Below are 22306 nucleotides of genomic sequence, written 5' to 3'. Positions count from 1 at the left end.
TCGCGTCATCCCGGCCCGTCGCCGGCGCGATGACGTGACGCTCTTAGTCGAGATTATCGTGTGGCATGTGGACACGTCATGCGTCGAAACGTTCGGCATTCGACCGGCTTCCGGCCGGTATCCCGCCCGCATTCCTCCGCTACGCGGACGGCGTGATGGCACCGCGGACGCTGTAGCTGGAGCTGCCGAAGTGGGTCGAGACGCTGGTTGCCCAGGTGCCGTCGTCGACCATGCGCTGCAGAGCGCTGTTGACGTTGTCGCGCAGCTTGCTGTCGCCCTGCGGCAGCGCGATGCCCCATTCCACGTCGACGGACGGGTTGCCCACCAGATGCGCCGAGCCGGACGGCAGGTTCGCCGCAAGACCGGCGAGCACCATGTCGTCGCCTTCCACCGCGTCGGCGCCGCCGGACAGAAGCGCCGTCATGCATTCGGAGTAGTTCTTCGCGTCAATCGTGTTCACGCCGTATGTCTGGATGGCGTCGTTGATCTCCTGCTCGAGGTATCCGTTGACGACGCACACGGTTTTGCCCGCCATATCGGCCAGGGAGGTGATGGATTCGGAGTCGAGGTCACGCACGAGCAGGTCCTGGCCCATCGTCACGTAGGACTGGGAGAACTCGATGTCGTCGGTGGTGCCGTTGAGGTCCTGGTGCACGCCCACGATCATGTTCACGTCGCCGCGGCTGAGCAGGTCGTCGCGGTCGGCGTTGCTCGCCTCGCGCCAGCTGATCTGGTCGGCGGAATAGCCCAGGCGGTTCGCCACGTACGTGGCCACGTCTACGTCGACGCCCGACATATTGCCCGAATGCTCGAGCGAGACGCCCGGCCTGTCATAGGCGATGCCGATCGTGATGGTGGGGCCCGTGATGTCGCTGGACTCCATGGAGCGCGTGCAGGCGGTGAGCGGCGCGACGGCGAGAAGCGCGGCGAGGGCGGCCGACACGCGGCGCGCGATGGGCCTGCGGGACGATGCGCGGCGGGCGGCGCCGGCGATCCTTTTCTTCGAGAACGACATGGCTTTCATCCTAACCCGAGGCGCCCACCCTTTCCCTGAGGGCGTAAGCTCCTGGGGCGGGCGATCGTGCACCGCGGCCCGCCGCGAGCATCGTGCGCCGCGGACATCGTATGGCGCACCCGAGCCGCTTCGACGACTTGTCTGGACGCGCTACTTGAACATCTTCGTGCGCGTGAGGATCCACGCCACGATGCCGCCGATGACGGCCGCGATGACGATGATCGCCGCGAAACCCCACGGTTCTCCCGTCAGGGGCATGCCGAGCATGCCTCCCTCTTGGAAGTTCATGCCATACATGGAGAAGATCAGCGTCGGGACGGAGATGACGATCGAGATAATCGTGAACACCCTCATGACGTTGTTCACGTTATTCGACACGATGGAGCCGAAGGCATCCGTCATGCCCGCGAGAACGCCGCTGTAGATGTTGGCCATCTCGATTGCCTGCTTGTTCTCGGTGATGACGTCCTCGAGCAGGTCCGCGTCGTCCGGGTACTGCCGGATGCGGTCGAGGCTCGTCATCTTCTCGAGCACGATTTCGTTCGACTTCAGCGACGTGGCGAAGTAGACCAAGGTTTTGCTCAGCTCCATGAGCTGGATGATCTCCTCGTTGCGCATCGAGCGGCGCAGGCGCAGTTCCAGCTTGTCGCTTTCGCGGTCGATGATGCGCAGGTAGCGCAGGTACATGGTGGCGTTGCGGTACAGGATCTGCAGGATGAAGCGCGAGCGCATGAAGGTGTTGAAGCCGCGGATGGTGCCTTCCATGAACGGATGGAGCAGCGGCGTGTCCTTCATGCAGACCGTCACGATGAGGTCCTCGGTGACGATGATCGACAACGGGATGGTCTCGTACCAGTCGCGCCCGCCGCGCTCCTCCACCGTCGGGATATCGACGATGATCATCGTGTAGCCCTCTTCGACGTCGACGCGCGAGCGTTCCTCGTCATCCAGGGGTGCGCGCAGGTCGGCGAGGTCGATGTCGCAGGCCGTGGCGACCGTGGTCAGCTCCACGTCGGTCGGGTCGGTGAGGGAGAGCCACGATCCGGGCTCGGGTTTCTCTATGGGCTTCGTATGGCCATTGACAGTGCTAAAGATTCTCAGCATTCCACTCACCTGCCTTCCGAACGTCCGTGCGGCGCGGCCTGCGTCCCGGGCCTCTGGGTCCGGAACGCGGGGCGGAATCCGCATGCGCGATATGTCCGTGCCGTCGATTGCACGCGTGCCGCCGCAGGCGCAGCGCATCCGCGCGCACCTCCGACGGCAGGCCAACCTAGAAAAGAATACTCCGCCCCCGGCCGGGGTGCACCTGCCCTGGGTGAATCGTCGGTGAAGGGTCGGACGCACGATTCTTCTCCCCGGCATCCTTTCCCGATGTTCTTTCGAAAAATCCCATTGCGTTCCGGCCCGTTGTTGCGTCGTTTCCAAAATACTCCACGATGGCCCTGAAGCCCAGTATTCCGTAAGGCTTAGAGGGAATCACCCAGAACGCGACACGCCGACGTTTGCATTAACCTGATGTTCATGTATAGTAATCCGTGTTCGCAAGAACGGGGCTATGGCGCAGCTGGTAGCGCATCTCCATGGCATGGAGGGGGTCGGGGGTTCGAATCCCCCTAGCTCCACGGGTTATCCCGGCAGGTTCTCCTGCCGGGATTTTTCTGTTATCGGACGCACCCGCCTCCGACGACGGCCCTGACGCCGGCGCCGCACCCGTCGTCCCCGCCCCCCGCTCCCGCCGATGGCGTTGGGCGGGTGTGGCGGCACCAGCTTTAGACGATTTCGGGTCGGTTTTGCCTTGGTTTGGCGTCTGAATGGGCTTGGACGGGTGTAGGGACACCCGCTTTACGGGATTCCGGCCGGATTCTCGGCGGTTTCCCCACCGAAATGGCGTTAGGCGGGTGCGGCGGCACCCGCTTTAGACGGTTTGAGGTCGGTTTTGCCTTGGTTTGGCGTCTGAATGGGCTTGGACGGGTGTAGGGACACCCGCTTTACGGGATTCCGGCCGGGTTCTCGGCGGTTTCCCCACCGAAATGGCGTTAGGCGGGTGCGGCGGCACCCGCTTTAGACGATTCGGGGGTTGCAGGACACATCTCAAACGCTTCCCGTCATGCCCGCAGGCGCACTGGTAGAATGAATCCTCGAAGCCGGAGACATGGAAAAGGGACATATGAACGACCAGCAGTATCACTCATACTATTCGCGGCCGGACGGCTCACCGTCGAATGCACCCTATGGCGACACCTCTCGCGCGGGAGGAACCGTTCCCGCCGCGGGGAGCCCCCATCCCCCGTACGGCGCGAACCGCCCGTATCCGGACTCCCCGTATCCGAATGCAGAGTACCCGAACGCAGGGTACCCAATGGACGGATATCCGATCGGCCCCGGCGCGAACGCCCCCTTCGGCCCCGCCATGGCATCCGCGCCGCATCGGGGACTCCCCGGCCCCGGCGCCGCCCCATCCGCCGCGCGCAGACGATCGAACGTGATCGCCATCGTCGCCTTCGTCACAGCGATCGCCGTGCTGGTCGGATGCGCCGTGGCGCTGCGCCGCGTCCCGTCCGCGTCCCGAACTGCGGCGCAGGCATCGTCCGGCTCCGCGCAAGGCACGACGGCTTCCGTCACGCTGTCCGCCGACCAGGTCTGCGCCAACGTGACGTCCGCCATGTCGAGCATCGACGGATGGACGAAATCCGACGGCTCCGCACCCGACGAGCTCACCGTCCTGGCGAACGACCGGACCGCATGCGGCAGCGGCGCATCGGATCTGACGGCCGACCAGCTCTCCACGATGAGCTCCCACACGACAGACGCCCTCCTCGCCTGGTATTCGGCCATGCAGCCGCGCTACGGCAGCGATACCACGCTCAACTACCAGCTCGACGGCCAATGGTCCGACGAGACGCGGGCCCTGAAAAGCGCCTTCAGCAAGGACGGCTGGCAGGACGATCCCACATACGCCGCCGAGCAGGCGGCGAAGCTGCGCACGTCCATCGATTCCATGCAATCCCACCTCGATGCCACGTTCTCGGACCTGCACGGCAGGGAGAATGCCGTGGCGGGAATCGTACTGAACGATTCCGCGAGCGAAGCCGACGTCTGGAACGCCATCGACTCGGCGACCCAGGCCATGGGCGTCACGTACGCGTTCGGTTCGGATGCCGCCGATTGCGGCGACGCCGCGTCGCAGGACGAGACGGACGACGGCTCCGCGATCGCCTCCTTCTGCTTCACGGATGCCACGACGGACCACCGCAACACCATCACGTTCGTCAACGACGCGGCGGATTGGAACGAGATAAAAGCCAATCCCTTCCTGCTTGATGCGACGAAGCACGAGCTGGCGCACCGCTCCATCTCCATCGTCTGCGGCACCACCGAGCCGAATATCGTGGGCACCCGCACGGAAGCCGTGACGAACGCCTATTCCTTCACCTACCTGGGCGGCGACCGGCAGCGCAGCGAGAACATGCAGGCGGGGCTCGAGGACTACCAGGTGCAGGACCAGGACATCCAGGTGGCCCAGAAAATCCACGATTCCGGCACCTGCCGCTGGTAGGCGGACCGGTGTCGTATCCGCCACATCGCTGAAATCCGGCGGATACGATGGACGGGGGAAGGAGAGGCATATGGACACCCGGCAGCATGACCCCCGCGGTTCCGCACGCTACGATGCGCAGGGATACGATGCGCAGGGATACGATGCGCAGGGATACGATGCGCAGGGATACGATGCGCAGGGATACGATGCGCAGGTCTGGAATCCGTCCGCACCGTATCCGCATAGCCAGGCGATGACATCCGAAGCGCCGTATGGCGTTCCGTATGCGGCGCCGTATGGCGGTGAGCCACATCACGCATACGGCGCGGCACCGACCACGGGGCGGGACTCCGCGTGGTGGACGCCCTCGCCATACCCCGTCGTCCCGCCCCTTCCGGATCGCCCGCCGTATCCGGGGGCGACGCAGCCGCCTGCCGCCGCAACCCGCTTCCCGGCACCGTTACCGCCCTCGTCACAGCCCTACGTCCCCGCTTTCCGCACGGCGTACCCGCCGCTCGGCACCGGCCCCGTGTCCTCCGACCGGCGCCGATCGAACGGCTTGGCCATCATCGCGTTCATTACGGCGCTTGTCGTGCTCATCACATGCGCCGTAGCGCTGCGCGGCGTACCAACCACCGACACCGTGCTCGGCAGCGGCCGGACCGCAGCCTCCGACTCCTCGGCGCAGCCGCCGTTCGCATCGTCGGGCTCCTCGCCCAGCCACCGGCGGGATGCGTCGAACGGATCGTGGTCCCTGACGGCCGACCAGGTGTGCTCCAATGTCTCGTCCGCACTGTCAAGCACCGACGGCTGGACCGATTCGACCGGCTCCGCCCCGGCCGAACTGACCGCCCTGCAGGCGGACCAGTCCACGTGCCAGAGCGGCGCGTCGTCGCTGAGCTCCACCGATCTCGACGCCATGAGCAACCGCACGATCGATGCGCTGCTCGCCTGGTACGACGACATGGCCGCGCGCTATTCGGACCGCTGGATGCTCAACTACCAGCTCGACGGGCAATGGTCCGACGAGACGAAGTCGCTCTCGCGCGCCTTCTCCGACGACGGCTGGGACAGCGATCCCACGGTCGCCGTGCAAGGCGCCGCGTCGCTGCGCTCCGCCATCGACCCCGTCAAGGCGCATCTCGACTCCGTGGTCTCCGACCTGCATAGCCGCGAGTCCACCGTGGCGGGCATCACCGTAAGCGCCACTGCAAGCGAGCAGGAAATCTGGTCCGCCATCGACACGGTGGCACAGGACATGGGCGTCACCTATGACTACGGATCGATTTCGGACTGCACAGAGGACCGCGTCGCCGACGCGAGCGACGAAGGCACGGCCATCGCCTTCTTCTGCTTCACGGATGCGACGACGGACCTGCGCAACAAAATCACCTTCACCGACGATTACCCCGAATGGAACCAGCTCAAGAAGGACCCGTGGATGCTCGACGCGACGAAGCACGAGCTGGCGCACCGTTCCATCTCCATCATGTGCGGAACGACGGACCCGAGCATCGCAAGCGACCGTACGGAGGCCGTGACGAACGCCTACGCCTTCGCCTTCATGGGCATGGATCGTCAGCGCACCGAGTTCGAGCAGTTCGGCCTTGATGATTACAAGGCCACCGACGCGGATACCGCGGTTGCGCAGAAAATCCACGATGGCATCTGCGAGTAGACTGTCTCAGGCGCTGGTGGCGGTGGAGCCGGAGGAAGAGGAATCGGTTCCATAAGGGTCGATTCCGTAGGGATCGGTGCCGAAGAGATCAGTGTCATAGGGATCCGATCCGTAGGGGTCGATTCCGTAGTAGTAGTAATCCGTGCCGTAGGAATCGGAGCCATACGGATCCGTGCTGTCATACGGATCGGAGCTGTCATACGGATCAGAGCCGAATCCATACCCGGCATCGGCCGAATGCGAGGCGCCCGACGTGGACACCTCGAAGGAGTTCCTGTGGTCCGCCTCCGCGAGCACGCACAGCACGACGACGAGCAGCATCGCAATCAGCCACACCGCCGTATGCGCGTACCACGGGCGACGTGCATCGACGACGGGTGCCGTCGCCCAGTAGGGCGCCCCCGCCACAGGCGCCGCAGCAGCCGCGGCATTCGCGGACGGCGGCACAGACGATGGCGCAGATGGCGCAGATGGCGCAGATGCATACGATGCCGCCTGATAGACGGCGCCATACGATTCTCCGGCCGATGACCCGCCGGAGAGGGGACCACGGGAGAAAGAACCACCGGCGAAAGAATCGTCATGATATCGGTCGGCATGCCAGGCTCCGTTATCCGCGAAGCCCCCGTTATCCGAGAAGCCCCCGTTATCCGAGAAGCCCACGTCGCTCGCAAAATCCGTGTCGTTCACAGTGCCCTCGGCGACCCCGTGCCACGAATCATCACGGTAGTTCATAAGCTCATCGGTGGCTGACGCCGCGGAATCCGCCTCATCGTCGAAGCCATAGCGGGCGTCATAGGTCGAACGACGCGGGCGGGACGCGTCGGAAGGCTTGGTGCCAGGACCACCGCTGCCTGGACCACCGGCACCGGGAACGGGCATGGGCCCGGATGGGTTCTGCATAGGTGATGGGTTCTCCATAGCTCCCCTTTCGATTCGGCGCGCTGATTCGTGGCGCTGGTTCGTCGCGCCATGGAGCAGACGGGCGGGTTCCATGGACGGGACTCCCCTGCGCTCTCCTGTGCTCCATCGTGCGGCACCGCACCGACGCGCCGCTTCCATCTGTGGCCATTATCTCACAGCGGTTCCGGCGCGCCGCGTCATCGCCCGGTGGCGTCACTGCCCGGTGGCATCACTGCTCGCTGGCATCACTGCTCGGCCACGTCGGCCTGCGAATCGACGGTGGACGACGCGCTGGCCGAACTGCCGGACGACGCGCTGGCCGAAGCCGAAGGCGACGAGGATGACGAGGCGGAGGCGCTGGGCGAGGACGTGACGGACGAGGATTGCGACATCGAGGCGGACGGCGTGCTCTGGGCCGTCTCCGACTCGGAAGCCGACGGCGTGGAGGAGGCGCTTTCAAAGGTCTCGGACGGGGCGTCGGTCTGCTCGTCCGTCGACTCATCGAACGGCGTTTCCTCGCTCGACGAGTCCTCCCCGTCGGTGGTCTCGTATGTGGTGGTCACGACGACCTGAGGCGCGGGATGCACGTCGGCGGGCTTGGAGCCCAGCCCCTCGCCGCCCGTGGCGAACTGGATGACGACCGCCGTGAGAATGACGGCGACAACCGAGCACACAAGGGCGACGATGAACAGCTTGGTCTTGTTGCTCAGGCCTTTCTTTCCCGCGCCGGATTCCCCGGACGCGTCGGCGTATCCGGCGGCGTCATATCCGTCCGGCTGCGAAGCGATGGCGCGTGCCCCGTCGCCCGTGGCGCCGTAGAGGGTGCCGGAGGCGGCCGACGGTTCCGCGGCAAGCGGCTCCCCTGTCAGCGGATCGAGAACGACTGTTTCGTCGGAACCCGCGGCAGCAGGCGTCGCCGCGCTGCCGAAATCCTCGTCCGTGACACCGGGCATGGCCTGCGTCGCGTCAAGGTTCTGTGACGACACGCCCTGTGACGGGTTCTGCGACGGGTTCTGCGACAGGGCGGCGGGAAGAACCGCGGGCATGATGGCCGTTTTATCGAGACGCGCCGCGGAATTCAGGCGTGTCGCAGTGCCGACCGCCGCACGCGGGGCACGCCGGGCGCGCGGGTCGGCGGACGCCGCCCCGTCCTTCGCATCGTTTTTCGAATCGTCTCGCCCCAGCTGCTCCTGCATTTTGTCATGCGAGACATTGAGCACGTTCTGGTAGATCTGCGTGGCGAGCGCCGTCACGATGGACGCGACGGCGGCGCCGATGACGGATCCCGCGATGCCGATGTGGTTCATGAGAAGGAACGATGTGACCGCCGCGAGGGCACCCGCGAGAATCTGAAGCCATTTGATGTTCTTGAAGAAATCCTTCATACGCCTGCCACATACCTCCGGGTTCATACCGATCTCTGCCGCCGGCATCCCATCGGCCGGCGCACCGTCATTCGGTTGCGTTTCCACATTCGGTTGCGTTTCCACATGCGGTTGCGTTTCCACATGCCGTAACTTTCTGCATCCAGTGATAGCGCATCATGCCGCATGGATGCCGGGAAAATCGTGAAAACACACAATATTCACCGAACCTGCATCAGCAAGGCGCGCCGCGCCTCAGAGAACCGGCGGCACGGCGGCCGCGACGTCGCCGCTGGCGAAGGGGTCGTTCCACTGCACCCCGTCGGGCACGACGGGGCCGCGGTTGAACTCCATGAGGCGCCACAGCAGCGTCCCGTCCATGGTGCCCAGCACGCGGAAACGGCACCAGTGCCCGTTGTTCGGGCCGCTCACCGACGCATACGTGGGGTCGACCACATCCAGGTGCATCAGCCGCTGGATCGTCTGGGAAATCCACGCGCCATGCGAGAACACGAACAGCTCGCACGATTCGTCGTACTCCGTCGCCCACTGCGTCACGGCCTGCGCCCCGCGATGCCCGACGGAGGCCTTCGACTCGGCCCCGTGACGCATCTCGCCGTCCTGGAAGCGCTTCCACAGCTCGAAATCGCGCGGCTGGCGCTGTTCGAGGTCGGACCAGCGGCAGCCCTCCCATTCGCCGAAGCCGCGTTCCTTGACGCGCTCGTCCACATGCACCCGGGCCCCGACAAGGGATGCGAAGTCCCCGGCCGTTTCCTGGGCGCGCACCAGCGGCGACGATACGACGACGGGTGTGCGGCCGGAATCGCGCACATACGCGTCGGCAAGCGCCATCGCCGTCCGGTGGGCCTGCCACCGGCCCACGTCGTTGAGCGGAATGTCGACCTGCCCCTGGAGGCGGCCTGCCGCGTTGTAATCCGTGCGCCCGTGGCGCACGAAGGTCACGGCGTAGACGTGGCGCGCCGTACCGGCGTCACCGCGGTCCGAGGCGTCGAGCTCAGCGCGGGCGCCGGCGGCGCCGCGGGTCGGTGCGGTCACTGCTCGTCCGAGCTCTCGGCGTCGTCAGCCGCGTCGTCATCGGCATCATCGGCCGCAGCACCCGTGCCTTCCGGCTCCTTGAGCACGGAGGCGGTGTCGGGAAGCTGGAGGTCGATGCGCGGGCAGTCCTTCCACAGGCGCTCGATGTCATAGAACGCGCGGGCCTCGGCGTCCATCACATGCACCACGAAATCGCCGTAGTCGAGCAGCACCCACTCGCCTTCCTCGATGCCCTCGCGCTGGCGCGGGTCGCGCTTCGTGGCGAGGTACAGCTGTTTCTCGATCTCCTCGGCGATCGCCAGAACGTGGCGGGGCGACGTTCCTGTGGCGAGGAAGAAGATATCGGTGATCGCCAGCGGCTCGGACACGTCGAACGCGACCATGTCCTCCGCCTTCTCGCTGTCCGCGGCGGCTGCCGCGATACGCACCGCATCAATCGAATCCTGAACCGCTGCCATGGTCCATCCTCTCTCCCCGCGTCCGGCGCGGGACCCTGGGCCCCCAGGCTTCGGGGACCGCTTCTATCGTACCGACATCGTATCGGAAGGCGCGGAGCGTCAGTCCGCGTCGCGCTCCCACTTGGGCTTCCAGCCCTCGACCACATGCTGCGTGTTCTCCGAGAACACCATGGAATCGTCGGGCACGGCGTGGCGCACCACGGATCCGGCGCCCGTCGTCACGCCGTCGCCCACCGTCACGGGGGCCACGAAGAGGTTGCCGGCGCCCACATGCACGCCCGAGCCGATCTCGGTGCGGTTCTTGTGCACGCCATCGTAGTTCGCGGTGATGGTGCCGCCGCCGATATTCGTATGCTCGCCGATATGCGTGTCGCCAATGTAGCTCAGGTGGGGCACCTTGGTGCCCTCGTCGATATGCGCCTTCTTCATCTCCACGAACGCGCCGGCCTTCGTCTCCGCGGCCAGCTCGTTGCCGGGGCGCAGATACGTCCACGGGCCGATGGTGGCGCGCGGACCGATGTGGCTGGACTGGACGCGGCTGCGCTCCACATGGGCGCCTTCGTCCACGATGGCGTCGATCAGCGTGGTGTACGGACCCACGACGGCGCCGCAGGCGACGCTTGTGTGGCCCTGCAGGAAGCTGCCCGGAAGCACCTCCACGTCGCGGGCGAGCGTCACGTCGTCCTCGATCCACGTGGTGTCGGGGTCGAGGATCGTGACGCCTTCGCGCATCCACGCCTCGCATACGCGCAGGTTATGCGCCTTGGCGAGGTGCGCGAGCTGCACGCGGTCGTTGACGCCTTCCACGCTCAGCGAGTCCTCGGCGACGCACGCGCCGACCTTGCCGAGTTCGCGTGCCTTTTCGAGCGCGTCGGTCAGGTAGAACTCGCCCTGCGCGTTGTCGCTGCCGAGGTCGGCGATGGCGCGTTCGAGCACACGGCTGTCGAAGAGATAGACGGAGGTGTTGACCTCGGTGACGGCCTGTTCGGCGGCGTTCGCGTCCTTCTGCTCCACGATGCGCAGAACCTGGCCGTCCTCGTCGCGGATCACGCGGCCGTAGCCGAACGGATTGGCCAGACGGGTGGTGAGCACGGTGGCGACGTTGCCCTGGTCGGCGTGGCATGCGGCGAGGCGGCGCAGCGTGGCGGCATCGAGAAGCGGCATGTCGGAGGCGGCGATGAGCACGGTGCCCTCGAAGCGCCCTTCCTCGCGCAGCTGACTGACGGCGCACTGCACGGCGCGGCCGGTGCCGGGCTTGTCATCCTGGCGCACGATGACGGCGTCGGCATCGTAGTCGAGGGCCGCGGCGGCGACGCGGTCCGCCTGGTAGTGCACGACGACGCCGATCGTGGCGGGGCTGAGCTGCGCCACGGAGCCCATGACGCGCTGGAGGAACGTCTTGCCCGCGAGGGTGTGGAGCACCTTCGGGGTATCGGATTTCATACGGGTTCCCTCGCCCGCCGCAAGAATAATCGCCACGTCAAGGCCCGTCGGGGCCGTCGTCCGTCCATCGGCGGAAGCGCTCATGGAATTCTCCCTCACTAGTCGTGATACTGGTCGAGATATCTACCCTCGTTGCCGGCGCTTGCCGGCGCACTGCTGTCAGGCCCGTGTCTGAGTGTGGATTGTAGACGTGGGGTCAGGACAGACCCGCCGGTTGCACAGCACGGTGATATTCCGCCTCGCTCCACCGGTCGCGATATGTGTACGCAAGGTCATCGCCGCCACCGGGCAGAAGGATATGCGCGCGGTACATGTCCCGCTCGAAAAGCAACGTATCCACGAGGTACCCCGGTTCCTCGGGAAATCTCATCAAGCCGTTGATATACCTGTCACGAAAGTTGTCGTGGATAACGAAAGGCAGTGCGTCGATGCGCAGCAGCTCCTTGAAGATGATGAGGCGTCCCACCCTTCCGTTGCCGTCGGAGAACGGATGGATGCGTTCGAACATCCAGTGCGCACGGGCTATCTGGAGCGGATCGTCCTCGAGACCGGCGAGGATGCCGAACAGGTCATCCATAAGACGCGGCACATCATCGGGCATGGCCGTGCGCACGGGTGTCGCGAGGGCCCCGATGACGTTCGGCCGACGCTTGTAGTCGCCTACGCTGAGGGAAGGATCCGCCGCCTGGGCGGTGCCGCCCTTGAGGATGGCGTGTACATGGCAGACCATGTCACGGTCCACGGGATCGTCCACATGGTCGAGAATCCAACGGAAGGCGGTGAAATGGTTACGCGTCTCGATGGCATCATCGGGACGTATGGTCTCGCCTTCGCTGCCTGCCGTGTACGTACCCGTGGCAAAAAGCTGCGCAGTCTGCCGGGCCGTCAGCGTGGACCCCTCCATGTGGTTGGAGTTCCACGCGAACTGAATCTGCGTGGGAACGTAGATGCCGTTGCTATACCCCGTGTCACGTTCACTGACGAGTCTGTCCACAATGCGTTCCGTCATCGTCTACCAACTCCCAATCATCTGACATGTATTCCGCCGTCCTGCCGTCCATGATATCGTCCGTCGGCTTCGAAGCCGGCTCCGGGGAAGCACAGGACGCACAGGGCGGGAAAAGAAAAGGCGCACGGTCACAGGGCCGTGCGCCTCATGCCTCCCGGGGCGCCGAGAGGCGGCAATCGTGTTCCGTCTGAGCGGAACCGTTCGGGCTCCCCCACCTGGATTCGAACCAAGACAAAGGGTTCCAAAGACCCGTGTGCTGCCATTACACCATGGGGGAATGCTGCGGGTATGTTCGCGGCCGGAGGGCTTGCGCCGGCCGGCCGCGCCGCACAATTCATACAATGTACACCATCGGGGCGCCTTCGCGCACGCGCGCGGTGCGGCGGAAGGCTCCGCCGGGCGCCGGGAATCCGTCAGGCGAAGAGGAAGCCCTGGCCGTGGTGCGTCGGATACTTATCGAACAGCTCGGCGACGGAGCTGTCGTTGAACACGGCCTGGATCGCGCTGGCGAGAAGCGGCGCGATGGACAGGACGGTCAGGCCGTCCCAACGCTTCTCCTGCGGGATCGGCACGGTGTCGGTGACGACGACCTCGCGGGCGCCGCACGCCTTGAGGCGGTCGACGGCCGGGCCGGAGAACACGCCGTGCGTGGCGACGACGGTGATGGAGTTGGCGCCGGCGTCGCGCAGGACCTTGCAGGCCTCCGCGATGGTGCCGCCGGTATCGATGAGGTCGTCGACGAGCACGCAGTCCTTGCCCGCCACGTCACCGACGACGCGGTTGGCGACGGCCTTGTTCGGGCGCGTGATGTCGCGGGTCTTGTGCACGAAGGCGAGGGGGCCGCCGCCGAGGCGCTGCGCCCACTGCTCGGCCACGCGGATACGGCCGGCGTCCGGGGAGACGACGGCGACGTTCGACAGGTCGAGGCGGTCGCGCACGTAGTCGACGAGCACCGGCATGGCCACGAGGTGGTCGACGGGGCCGTCGAAGAAGCCCTGGGACTGCGCGGCGTGCAGGTCGACGGACATGATGCGGTCCGCGCCGGCGGCCTTGAGCAGGTCGAACATGAGGCGGCAGGAGATGGGCTCGCGGCCCAGGTGCTTCTTGTCCTGGCGCGAGTAGCCGAGGAACGGGCAGACGGCGGTGATGGAGCGGGCGGAGGCGCGCTTCGCCGCGTCGATCATGATGAGCTGCTCCATGATGAACTTGTTAATCGTCTCGCCCGCATGGGTCTGGAGAACGAAGACGTCGGCGCCACGCACGGATTCCGTGTAGCGCACGTAGATCTCACCGTTGGAGAAGTCGTACTCCGTGGTGCCCATGACGTCGATGCCGAGCTGCTTCGCCACGTCGGCGGCGAGCTTGGGATGGCACCGGCCGCTGACGAGGATGAGGTTTTTATCAGGTTTTCCTGCGAGAACTGCGCTCACCGTATCTCCAAACTTGTGATTGAAGCTGACTTAAAAACATAGTAGCGAGTCGCGCTGACAGCCCGCCCGCGCATCGTGTCGCTCCCCCAAGCCTAGCCTTCCTTCGACGCCGGGGGCCGGCGGTACAGGCCGTGCTTGGAGATGTACTGCACCACGCCGTCGGGCACGAGGTACCAGACGGGTTCGCCGGCCTCCGCGCGCCGGCGCACGTCCGTGGAGGAGATGGCCAGGGCGGGGATCTCGATGACGTCGACGCTGCGCAGCGGCACGCCGGCCTTGTGCAGGTTGACCTCGTAGCCGGGACGGGAGACGCCTACGAAATGCGCGATGCCCCACATCTCCTCGGCGTCCTTCCAGCGCATGAGCTGCGGAATGACGTCCGCCCCTGTGATGAAGAACAGCTCGGCGTCCGGGTACAGCGTGCGCATGTCGCGCAGCGTGTCGATGGTGTACGTCACGCCGGGGCGGTCGATGTCGACGCGGGAGACGACGAAGTTCGGGTTCGACGCCGTGGCGATGACGGTCATCAGGTAGCGGTCCTCGGCGTTCGTCACGTTGCGGTCGAGCTTGAAGACGGGGCGGCCTGTCGGCACGAAGATGACCTTGTCGAGGTCATACACCCACGCCACCTCCGAGGCGGCCACGAGATGCCCGTTGTGGATAGGGTCGAAGGTGCCGCCCATGATGCCGATGCGCATGACGTCGTGGTAGTTGCCGCGCGCGGAGCGGCGCCGCGCCAGATGGGTCTGCGCGCCGATGCGCGCGGGCGTGCGCTGGGGGTTCGGGTTCGGGACGTCCGGCGTCGGGAAGCCCGGGTTCGGGGAGGTGTCGGTCATGCGGTCCGGCTTCCTTATGCGCGGGAGGCGCCGGAATCATCCGGCGATTGCGCGTCTGACGATTGTGCGTCCGACGATTGCGGGGCCGGGGCCTGCGTCGAAGCGCCGTCCGCGGAAGCGCCATCCGACGCCTCGGCCTGCGCGGCGGGCGCGTCATCGGACGGGATGCCGGGATGCGCCTCGCGGTTCTCGGCCTCGATGCGGCCCATGTCCTCGTTCCATTCGTCCTCCACCACGCGCCGGATCTCGGCGAAGGTGGGCAGGAGGAACTCGGGCTGGTAGGACTTGCGCACGGCGGCGATGCAATCGGCCACCTGCACGAGCGAATCGGCCATGTCGTCGGCCTTGTCGGCGCGTTCGGACTCCATGAACTCGCGCACGTGGCTCTCGGCCCAGTCGAACTGCTGGGCGATGAAATCGTATTGCGATGCCTCGGGCGTCACGACGTCCTCGGCGTCCTCTTCCGGCCAGCCGATGAGGATCGCGTCGGCGTATTCGAGCGCGGCGCGCTGGAAGGCCGAGGGAATGCCGTCCTCGATATGCACGAGGAACACATAGCGCACGATGCTCAGGCGTCCCGACGAGAGGCGCAGCGGCGCCTTCGGGTCGTCGTCCATCATGAGGCGCATATCGCCGTCTTCGTACGTCATGGCCTCACCTGGCCCGTCCCGTAGCCGATCCACTTCGTGGTCGTCAGCTCCTCGAGGCCCATGGGGCCGCGCGCGTGGAGCTTCTGCGTGGAGATGCCGAGCTCGGCGCCGAGGCCGAACATGCCGCCGTCGGTGAAACGCGTGGAGGCGTTGACCATGACGACCGCGGAGTCGACGCGGGAGACGAATTCCTCGACGGCGCCGTAGTCCTGCGACACGATGGCCTCGGTGTGCCCCGTCGAATACCTCTGGATATGGCGCACGGCCTCGTCAAGCGAGTCGACGACGCGGATGCCGATCTGGTAGTCGAGGTATTCGGTGTCCCAGTCCTCCGGCGTGGCGTCGACGATGTCCTCGCCGGTCACGCCCGCGTCGGCCAGGACCTTCTTCGCGGCGGCGTCCACATGCATAAGCACATGGTGCTCGCGCAGCGCGGCAGCCGCACGGGGCAGCACGTCGCCGGCGATGCCGGCGTGCACGAGCAGCTTCTCGGCCGCGTTGCACACGCCCACGCGCTGGGTCTTGGCGTTGATGAGGATCGCGATGGCCTCGTCGATGTCGGCGGCCTTGTCGACGTAGATATGGCAGTTGCCCGAACCGGTTTCGATGGTGGGCACCTTGGAGTTCTCGACCACGGCCTTGATGAGGCCGGCGCCGCCGCGCGGCACGAGAACGTCGATGGAGCCGCGGGCGAGCATCATGGCGGTCGCGCCGGGGCGGCCGATGCGGTCCACGGTCTGCACAAGGGCCGGGTCGTAGCCGCGGTCGGCGAGCGTGCGGCCGATGATGTCGATCGTCGCCTCGTTCGTGTTGAAGGCGGCGTGCCCGCCGCGCAGGATCGCGGCGTTGCCGGACTTGAGGCACAGCGCCGCCACGTCGATCGTGACATTCGGGCGCGCCTCGTAGATCATGCCGACGACGCCCATGGGCACGCGCACCTGCGTCAGGCGCATGCCGTTGGGCAGGTTGTTGCCGCGCACGACGCGGCCGACCGGGTCGGGAAGCGTGGCGACGTCGCGCACTCCCTGCGCCGTGGCCTCCACGCGCGCCTGGTCGAAGCGCAGCCTGTCGAGCAGGCCGGTGGACATGCCCCCGGCCTTCGCGATCTCGTAATCCTTCTCGTTCGCGGCCGCGATGCGGTCCTCCCCGGCCACGAGGGCGTCCGCGATGGCGTCGAGCAGGCCGTTCTTCTCGAGCGTCGTCGCGCGCGCGAGCCTGCCTTGGGCCGTCCGGGCGGCGGCGGCCATCCCGCGCACCTGCGCGAGTGCCTCGGTGACGTCGGTATCGTCGGTCATATCAGCCCTTCCCTTGGCATGCATGGGCCTTCCATCCATGTGGGAAACATCATGCCACCACCACCTCCCAACGCGCCCGGCGCAGGCGCCCGCGGACGCCCTGTCCCTCCCCGATCCCCGTCTTTCCCCGCCGCACGCATCGTCTCTCCGCGCCGTTGCGCCTCCTTGCCCATGGCCGCATATAGACTGGAGCGCGTAGGTTTCGTCATTGCGCAAGACAAGGATTCGTCGTGGAACTCTTTCACAGCACCCGCAGCACCGCCAGCCAGGTCACCAGCAAGCAGGCCATCCGCAAGGGCATTGCCTCGGACGGCGGCCTTTTCGTCACCGATTCGCTCGGCGAGAAGAAAGTCGACATCGCAGGCCTGACCGACCTCGACTACCAGGGCATCGCCCGCACGGTGCTCGGTGCCCTGCTCCCCGACTTCACCGAGGAGGAGCTCGCCGACTGCGTGGCGGGCGCCTACGGCGAGCAGTGGGACGACGCCGCCATCACCCCGCTCAAGCCGCTGGGCGACGACTTCATCCTCGAGCTGTTCCACGGCCCGACAAGCGCCTTCAAGGACGTGGCGCTGCAGATCCTGCCGCGCTTCATGGCGCGCACCACGGCCTCCGATGCGGACGAGCGCATCATGATCCTCACCGCCACCTCCGGCGACACGGGCAAGGCGGCCCTCGCGGGCTTCGCCGACGTGCCCGGCACCGGCATCACCGTGTTCTACCCGGATGGCAAGGTCTCCGAGGTGCAGCACCTGCAGATGGCCACCCAGAAGGGCGCGAACGTGCAGGTGTGCGCGGTGCGCGGCAATTTCGACGATGCGCAGAGCGCCGTCAAGTCCATCTTCGCCGACGGCGAGCTGGCGTGGGACCTCGAGAACAACGCGCATACGGTGCTCTCCTCCGCCAACTCCATCAACGTGGGCCGCCTCGTGCCGCAGGTGGTGTACTACTTCGCCGCCTACGCGCAGCTGCTCAAGCGCCAGGAGATCAACGCGGGCGACGAGGTGGAGTTCTGCGTGCCGACCGGCAACTTCGGCGACATCCTCGCCGGCTACTACGCCCAGCGCCTCGGCCTGCCCGTCTCGAAGCTCATCGTGGCGTCCGACAAGAACAACGTGCTCTTCGACTTCCTGACCACCGGCACGTACGACCGCAACCGCCCGTTCTTCACCACCATCTCCCCGAGCATGGATATCCTCATCAGCTCGAACCTGGAGCGCATGCTCTACTACTTCGCCGACGGCGACACGAAGCTCATCTCCGGCCTCATGGATTCGCTGGCGACGACCGGCCGCTACGATGTTCCCGCCGATGTGCTGGCGAAGATCCGGAAGACCTTCGGGGCCGGCTGGGCCGACGAGGACCAGGTGCGCGCCGCGATCAAGGATTGCTGGGACAGGAACCACTATGTGATCGACCCGCATACCGCCTGCGCGTACCACACGCTGGCCACCACGCCGCGCACCCCCGGCGTGCCGCGCGTCATCCTGAGCACCGCGAGCCCGTACAAGTTCCCGCGCGCCGTGCTCGAGGCGCTCGGCGTCGAGGCCCCGGCCAGCGACTTCGCATGCATGGACACGCTCTCTCAGCTGTCCGGCACGACGGCGCCGGCCGCGCTGCGCGGTCTTGAGAACGCCGAGGTGCGTTTCACCGACGTCATCGACGTGCCCGACATGACGGGCTATGTGCGCGACACCGCGATGAAGATGGCCGAGTAATGGCGATGGCGCAGTAAGCCGATCGCCGAACCGACTGCGGGGCCCCGGGAAACCGGGGCCCCTTTCATATCCACATGAAAGCGCGCCGTCAGGCGAGAATCGCAGGCGCGGTCGTGAAATCGCGCAGGGTGCCGTCGGCCTCCGCCTTCAGCTGCGGCCAGATGGAGCGGGAGGAATCGTCGAGCATCGCCCACGCCGCCATGCCGATGCGGTGCGCGGTGCATACGCCGATCACGATGTCTTCGAAAACCGTGCACCGGCGCGGCTCGACGCCCATCTCGGCGGCGACACGCAGGTAGAGGTCCGGATGGTCCTTGTTCAGGCCTCCGACCTCCTCGATGCCGCAGACGGCGTCGAAAACGCCGGCGAGCCCGAGATGGTCGAGCGTGGGGTCGCGCAGGGACGGCATAAGCGTGCTCGCCACGCCGATCCTGGCCCCGGTGGCCTTGAGATGCGCGAGGTAGTCGCGGGCGCCGGGCTTGAGGCGCACGCGTGTGGTGTACAGGTCGAGCGCGAGGTCGTTCCATTCGTCCATGACGGCCTGCGGGGTGTCATCCAGATGGAAGCGGTCGATCGTGTAGCGCGCGATATCCGGGAAGGCCATGGGCGAGACGGCCTGCTGGTAGTCGTCGGGCACGCTGATGCCGCGGCGTGAGAAGAAGATCTCGTCCACGTCATCCCACACGCCGAGCGAGTCGAGCAGCGTGCCGTCGAGGTCGAAGATCGCGCCCGCGCCGGCATTGGGCTGCGCAGCTCCGGACTGCATGGCTTCGGAGCCGGAGCCGAGGCCGGGTGCGGATGCGTGGTCCATAGATGTCTCCCGTCAGATTCCCGTGGGTTCGATGATGGCGGCCAGGCCCAGCAGCACCACGAGGAACAGGATGTTGACCGCGGTGTACGTGAGCAGGTACTGGCCTTTCTGGCGCCGGTACGTGCGCGTGACGGATTTATACGATACCAGCGACGCCATCGACGCGATGAGGGTGCCCATGCCGCCGAGGTTGGTGCCGATGATCAGCGGGCGCCACGCGTCGGAGAAGCCCGACAGCAGCAGCGTGGTGGGCACGTTCGAGATGATCTGGCTGAAGCCGACCCCCAGGGAGATCGGATGGCTTCCCACCAACGACGCGGCGATGTTGTAGAACTCGGGCACGCGGCGCATATTGCCGATGAACACGAAGAACGCGGCGAAGGTCAGCGGTAGGAAGTAGTCGACCTTGCGCAGCGTGCGGTGGTCGCATGCAATCATGACCACGACCACGAGGCCGAGCATCAGCCATTTGTTCACGATTCCGTCGACGCCCAGAAGGCAGATGACGAACAGCACGCCGTACACCCACGTGCGCCACCCGCCGAATCCCATCGTGCGCACCTCGTCGGGCTGCATATCGGTGCTCGGGGCAAGCACGGAGCGCTCGATGTCATCGGAATCCACGGAATCGAAGGAACCGATCTTGCGGTTGCCGAACACCACGCATGTGACGATGACGAGCAACGCGGCGGCCGCCGCGGAATACGGCGCCATGATTCCCATGACCGCCGCCGTCGACAGGCCCGACAGCTGATGCAGGTACAGGTTGTGCGCGTTGCCGATGGGCGTGAGCATGGAGCCGACGTTGGCGCCGATCGTCATGAGGGTTACGACGAGACAGGTGCGCTCGCGCATATTGGCCATCGCGAGAACCGAGATGGCGAAGGGCACGAAGGTGACGAGCGCCACGTCGTTGGTGATGAACATGGCGGAGAAGAATGTCAGCGAGATCAGCGTGAGCACGAGGCCGCGCTCGGTATGCGAGCGCCCCAGGAGCTTGGAGCCGATGATGTGGAAGAGGCCGACGCGCTGCCATCCGCAGACCACGATCATCAGCGCCACGAGCTGCACGATGGTGTTCATGTGGATGTACGTGGCGTACTGTGCGTCGGGCGGCACGATGAAACACGATGCGATGGCGAGTACGAGGGCGACGGCGAATACCGTCTCATCCTTGAGCCAGTCGGCGAACTTGCGTCTCATTCCTCTCCTTTGCCGGTCAATAGGCACCATGATATCGCGCCGTCTGGCACCGCTCCGACCACCCCGGAGGCCCCATGAGCCCTAGAGCCGCCACGAAAACACCGACCGTCGGCCGGCTGTGGCTAGGTGAACGCAAGGTTAACCGGCCGACGCGCACCCCTTGGCGTCGGCGGTCACAATTGGCTGGATTCGAGCAATTCCCTGGCGTGTTTCATGGACGCGGCGGACTCGCTTCCCGACAGCATGCGCGCGATCTCGTGCACGCGCTGCGTTCCCGTCACCTGCGTGACGCCGGTGCTCACGGAGCCGCCGGCGTCCTTCGTCTTGGCGACGACGAACTGCGCGGACGCCCACGAGGCGACCTGCGCCAGATGCGTGACGACGATGACCTGCGCGCCGGTGGCGAGGCGGGCGAGGCGTTTGCCCAGCTCGGCGGCGGATTTGCCGCCGACGCCGGCGTCGACCTCATCGAAGACGAAGGTGGGAAGTTCGGCGGCGCCATCGTGTTGCGTCCCGGACGCGGAGCGCTGCGAGCGCGCGTCGGCGGCGGCGAGTTCCATCGACAGCATGAGGCGGCTCAGCTCGCCGCCCGATGCGGATTTGCCCAGCGGCAGCTCCCCCGCGCCGGGGAACGGCGTGAACAGGAACTCCACGCGGTCGGCGCCGTGCGCGTCGAGTCCGTCGGCGGGCGTCACGCGCACTGCGAAGCGCGCGTCGGGCATGGCGAGCGAGGCGAGCTCCCCCGTCACCTGCGAGGCGAGGCGGTCGCCGGCCTCGCGGCGCACTTGGGACAGCGCCCCGGCGGCGGTGCGGGCGGCCGCGAGCGCCGCGTCACGCTCCTGGGTGAGCTCCTCCACGCGTTCGGGCGAGGCGTCGAGGTCCTCGAGCTCGAACCCGGCCTTGCTGCGCCATGCGAGCACGTCGTCGAGCGTCGGGCCCCAGCGGCGCATGAGTTCGTCGAGGTCATGGATGCGCGAGTTGATGGAGTCGAGGTCGGCGTCCTCCCCCTCGTCGTCGATCAGCGCGGAGAGCTGGAACACGATGTCGTCGACGTCGGCGCATGTGGCCTCGAGGCGTTCGATCAGCTCATCGAAGACGTCGACGCCGTGAACGGAGCGCAGCGAGTCGATGGCCTGACGCATGAGGTCGCCCGCGCCGGAGCGGTCGGTGGATTCCACGACCTGCGACGGGTCGAGGGCCGTGAGCGCCGTGCCGATGCCGCGTGCGATGTCGGCGGCGTGCTCGACGCGGTCGCGCTGCTGACGCAGCTGCTCATACTCCCCCGGTTCGGGGGCGACGCGGTCGATGCGCTCGATGGATTCGCGCAGGTAGTCCGCGCGCTGGCGGGCCTCGGCCTGCTGGTTCGTGACGGCGTCGAGCCTTTCCTGCGCGGCGCGGTACACCTTCCATGCGGCGGCGTAGGAGTCGAGAAGGGATGCGTCGGCGGCGTAGGAGTCGAGGAAGTCGCGTTGGCGGGGTGCGGAGGCGATGCGCAGCTGGTCGGCCTGCCCGTGGATGACGATGAGCTCCCCGGCGAGCGAGGACAGCACGCCGCGGGGCACGCTGTGGCCGCCGAGCACAGCGCGGGAGCGGCCGGAGGCGGGAACGGTGCGTGTCAGGAACAGCTCGCCATCCTCCGGGGTGACGCCGGCGTCCTTGGCGATGGCGCAGGCCGTGGGGTTGTCGGTGACGTCGAAAACGCCTTGCGCCCACGTGCCGTCGGCGCCCGCGGACACGGCCTCGGCGTTGGCGGTGCCGCCGGAGATGAGGCGGATGGCGTTGAGAAGCATGGATTTTCCGGCGCCGGTTTCGCCGGTGATGGCGGTCATGCCGGGCGAGGGGGTCACGATGGCGTGGCGGATCGGCCCGAGGTTGCGGATCTCGAGTTCCTCAAGCATG

Annotated in this window: 18 protein-coding genes and 2 tRNA genes; 4 read left to right on the top strand and 16 right to left on the bottom strand. The window is 66.5% G+C overall.

All coding sequences use genetic code 11. The features are described from left to right. Positions 1-139: 139 nt before the first annotated feature. Entirely contained in the window at positions 140-1015 is an 876-nt protein-coding gene (locus tag PSRA_RS02175) for a transporter substrate-binding domain-containing protein (protein ID WP_158216287.1), read from the bottom strand. A 150-nt stretch (positions 1016-1165) separates the two neighbouring features. After that, positions 1166-2119 (bottom strand): magnesium transporter CorA family protein, encoded by a 954-nt coding sequence (locus tag PSRA_RS02170; RefSeq protein ID WP_094660208.1) that lies wholly within the window; start codon positions 2117-2119, stop codon positions 1166-1168. 445 nt (positions 2120-2564) lie between these two features. Here PSRA_RS02170 and PSRA_RS02165 point away from each other — a divergent pair. The 3 genes from PSRA_RS02165 (at position 2565) to PSRA_RS02155 (ending at position 6231) form a co-directional block, all read left to right on the top strand. Continuing rightward, positions 2565-2637: transfer RNA gene (locus PSRA_RS02165), tRNA-Ala, on the top strand. Between the two features lie 737 nt (positions 2638-3374). Further along, positions 3375-4571: a hypothetical protein gene (locus PSRA_RS02160; protein ID WP_094660207.1), complete on the top strand. Its 1197-nt coding sequence runs from the start codon at positions 3375-3377 to the stop codon at positions 4569-4571. A 70-nt stretch (positions 4572-4641) separates the two neighbouring features. After that, complete coding sequence (locus tag PSRA_RS02155; RefSeq protein ID WP_094660206.1) at positions 4642-6231, top strand: hypothetical protein; 1590 nt, start codon at positions 4642-4644, stop codon at positions 6229-6231. A 6-nt stretch (positions 6232-6237) separates the two neighbouring features. Here the strand turns inward: PSRA_RS02155 and PSRA_RS02150 are convergent, their stop codons facing one another. The 11 genes from PSRA_RS02150 to PSRA_RS02100 form a co-directional block, all read right to left on the bottom strand. Beyond that, positions 6238-7134 carry a hypothetical protein gene (locus PSRA_RS02150; protein WP_094660205.1) on the bottom strand — a complete coding sequence of 299 codons (897 nt, stop codon included), beginning with the start codon at positions 7132-7134 and terminating at the stop codon, positions 6238-6240. Between the two features lie 245 nt (positions 7135-7379). Next, positions 7380-8519: a hypothetical protein gene (locus tag PSRA_RS02145; RefSeq protein ID WP_094660204.1), complete on the bottom strand. Its 1140-nt coding sequence runs from the start codon at positions 8517-8519 to the stop codon at positions 7380-7382. 234 nt (positions 8520-8753) lie between these two features. Continuing rightward, on the bottom strand, positions 8754-9554 hold the full coding sequence (locus tag PSRA_RS02140; protein WP_094660203.1) for a histidine phosphatase family protein: 801 nt from the start codon (positions 9552-9554) through the stop codon (positions 8754-8756). Further along, a complete protein-coding gene (rsfS, locus tag PSRA_RS02135; RefSeq protein WP_094660202.1) occupies positions 9551-10012 on the bottom strand; it encodes a ribosome silencing factor in 462 nt (153 codons plus the stop codon). Before rsfS ends, PSRA_RS02140 begins: the two co-directional genes overlap by 4 nt. Positions 10013-10111: 99 nt before the next feature. Then, positions 10112-11539 (bottom strand): bifunctional UDP-N-acetylglucosamine diphosphorylase/glucosamine-1-phosphate N-acetyltransferase GlmU, encoded by a 1428-nt coding sequence (gene glmU / locus PSRA_RS02130; protein WP_094660201.1) that lies wholly within the window; start codon positions 11537-11539, stop codon positions 10112-10114. A gap of 112 nt (positions 11540-11651) precedes the next feature. Beyond that, a complete protein-coding gene (locus PSRA_RS02125) occupies positions 11652-12464 on the bottom strand; it encodes a Fic family protein (RefSeq protein WP_094660200.1) in 813 nt (270 codons plus the stop codon). Between the two features lie 206 nt (positions 12465-12670). Next, a tRNA-Gln gene (locus PSRA_RS02120) sits at positions 12671-12741 on the bottom strand. A 136-nt stretch (positions 12742-12877) separates the two neighbouring features. Continuing rightward, positions 12878-13894 carry a ribose-phosphate diphosphokinase gene (locus PSRA_RS02115; protein ID WP_094660199.1) on the bottom strand — a complete coding sequence of 339 codons (1017 nt, stop codon included), beginning with the start codon at positions 13892-13894 and terminating at the stop codon, positions 12878-12880. 92 nt (positions 13895-13986) lie between these two features. Further along, positions 13987-14730, bottom strand: coding sequence for a nicotinate-nucleotide adenylyltransferase (nadD, locus tag PSRA_RS02110; RefSeq protein WP_094660198.1), 744 nt, complete (start codon positions 14728-14730; stop codon positions 13987-13989). Between the two features lie 14 nt (positions 14731-14744). Beyond that, the gene (locus tag PSRA_RS02105; RefSeq protein WP_094660197.1) at positions 14745-15380 is read right to left on the bottom strand and encodes a hypothetical protein; all 636 of its coding nucleotides are present in this window, start codon (positions 15378-15380) and stop codon (positions 14745-14747) included. After that, positions 15377-16699: a glutamate-5-semialdehyde dehydrogenase gene (locus PSRA_RS02100; RefSeq protein ID WP_420820532.1), complete on the bottom strand. Its 1323-nt coding sequence runs from the start codon at positions 16697-16699 to the stop codon at positions 15377-15379. The genes PSRA_RS02105 and PSRA_RS02100 overlap by 4 nt, the downstream gene beginning before the upstream one ends. 206 nt (positions 16700-16905) lie before the next feature. Here PSRA_RS02100 and thrC point away from each other — a divergent pair, with 206 nt between their 5' ends. Next, on the top strand, positions 16906-18393 hold the full coding sequence (gene thrC / locus PSRA_RS02095; protein ID WP_094660196.1) for a threonine synthase: 1488 nt from the start codon (positions 16906-16908) through the stop codon (positions 18391-18393). A gap of 88 nt (positions 18394-18481) precedes the next feature. Here the strand turns inward: thrC and PSRA_RS02090 are convergent, their stop codons facing one another. From PSRA_RS02090 to recN, 3 genes are all read right to left on the bottom strand, one after another. Continuing rightward, positions 18482-19159 (bottom strand): HAD family hydrolase, encoded by a 678-nt coding sequence (locus tag PSRA_RS02090; protein WP_094660236.1) that lies wholly within the window; start codon positions 19157-19159, stop codon positions 18482-18484. 57 nt (positions 19160-19216) lie between these two features. After that, entirely contained in the window at positions 19217-20407 is a 1191-nt protein-coding gene (locus PSRA_RS02085; protein ID WP_094660195.1) for an SLC13 family permease, read from the bottom strand. 173 nt (positions 20408-20580) lie between these two features. After that, positions 20581-22305, bottom strand: a complete 1725-nt coding sequence (gene recN / locus PSRA_RS02080; RefSeq protein ID WP_094660194.1) for a DNA repair protein RecN — start codon at positions 22303-22305, stop codon at positions 20581-20583. Position 22306 lies beyond the last annotated feature (1 nt).

Source organism: Pseudoscardovia radai (assembly GCF_002259605.1).
GTDB classification, from domain to species: Bacteria; Actinomycetota; Actinomycetes; order Actinomycetales; family Bifidobacteriaceae; genus Pseudoscardovia; species Pseudoscardovia radai.
This window is presented reverse-complemented; position numbering and strand designations above follow the sequence as displayed.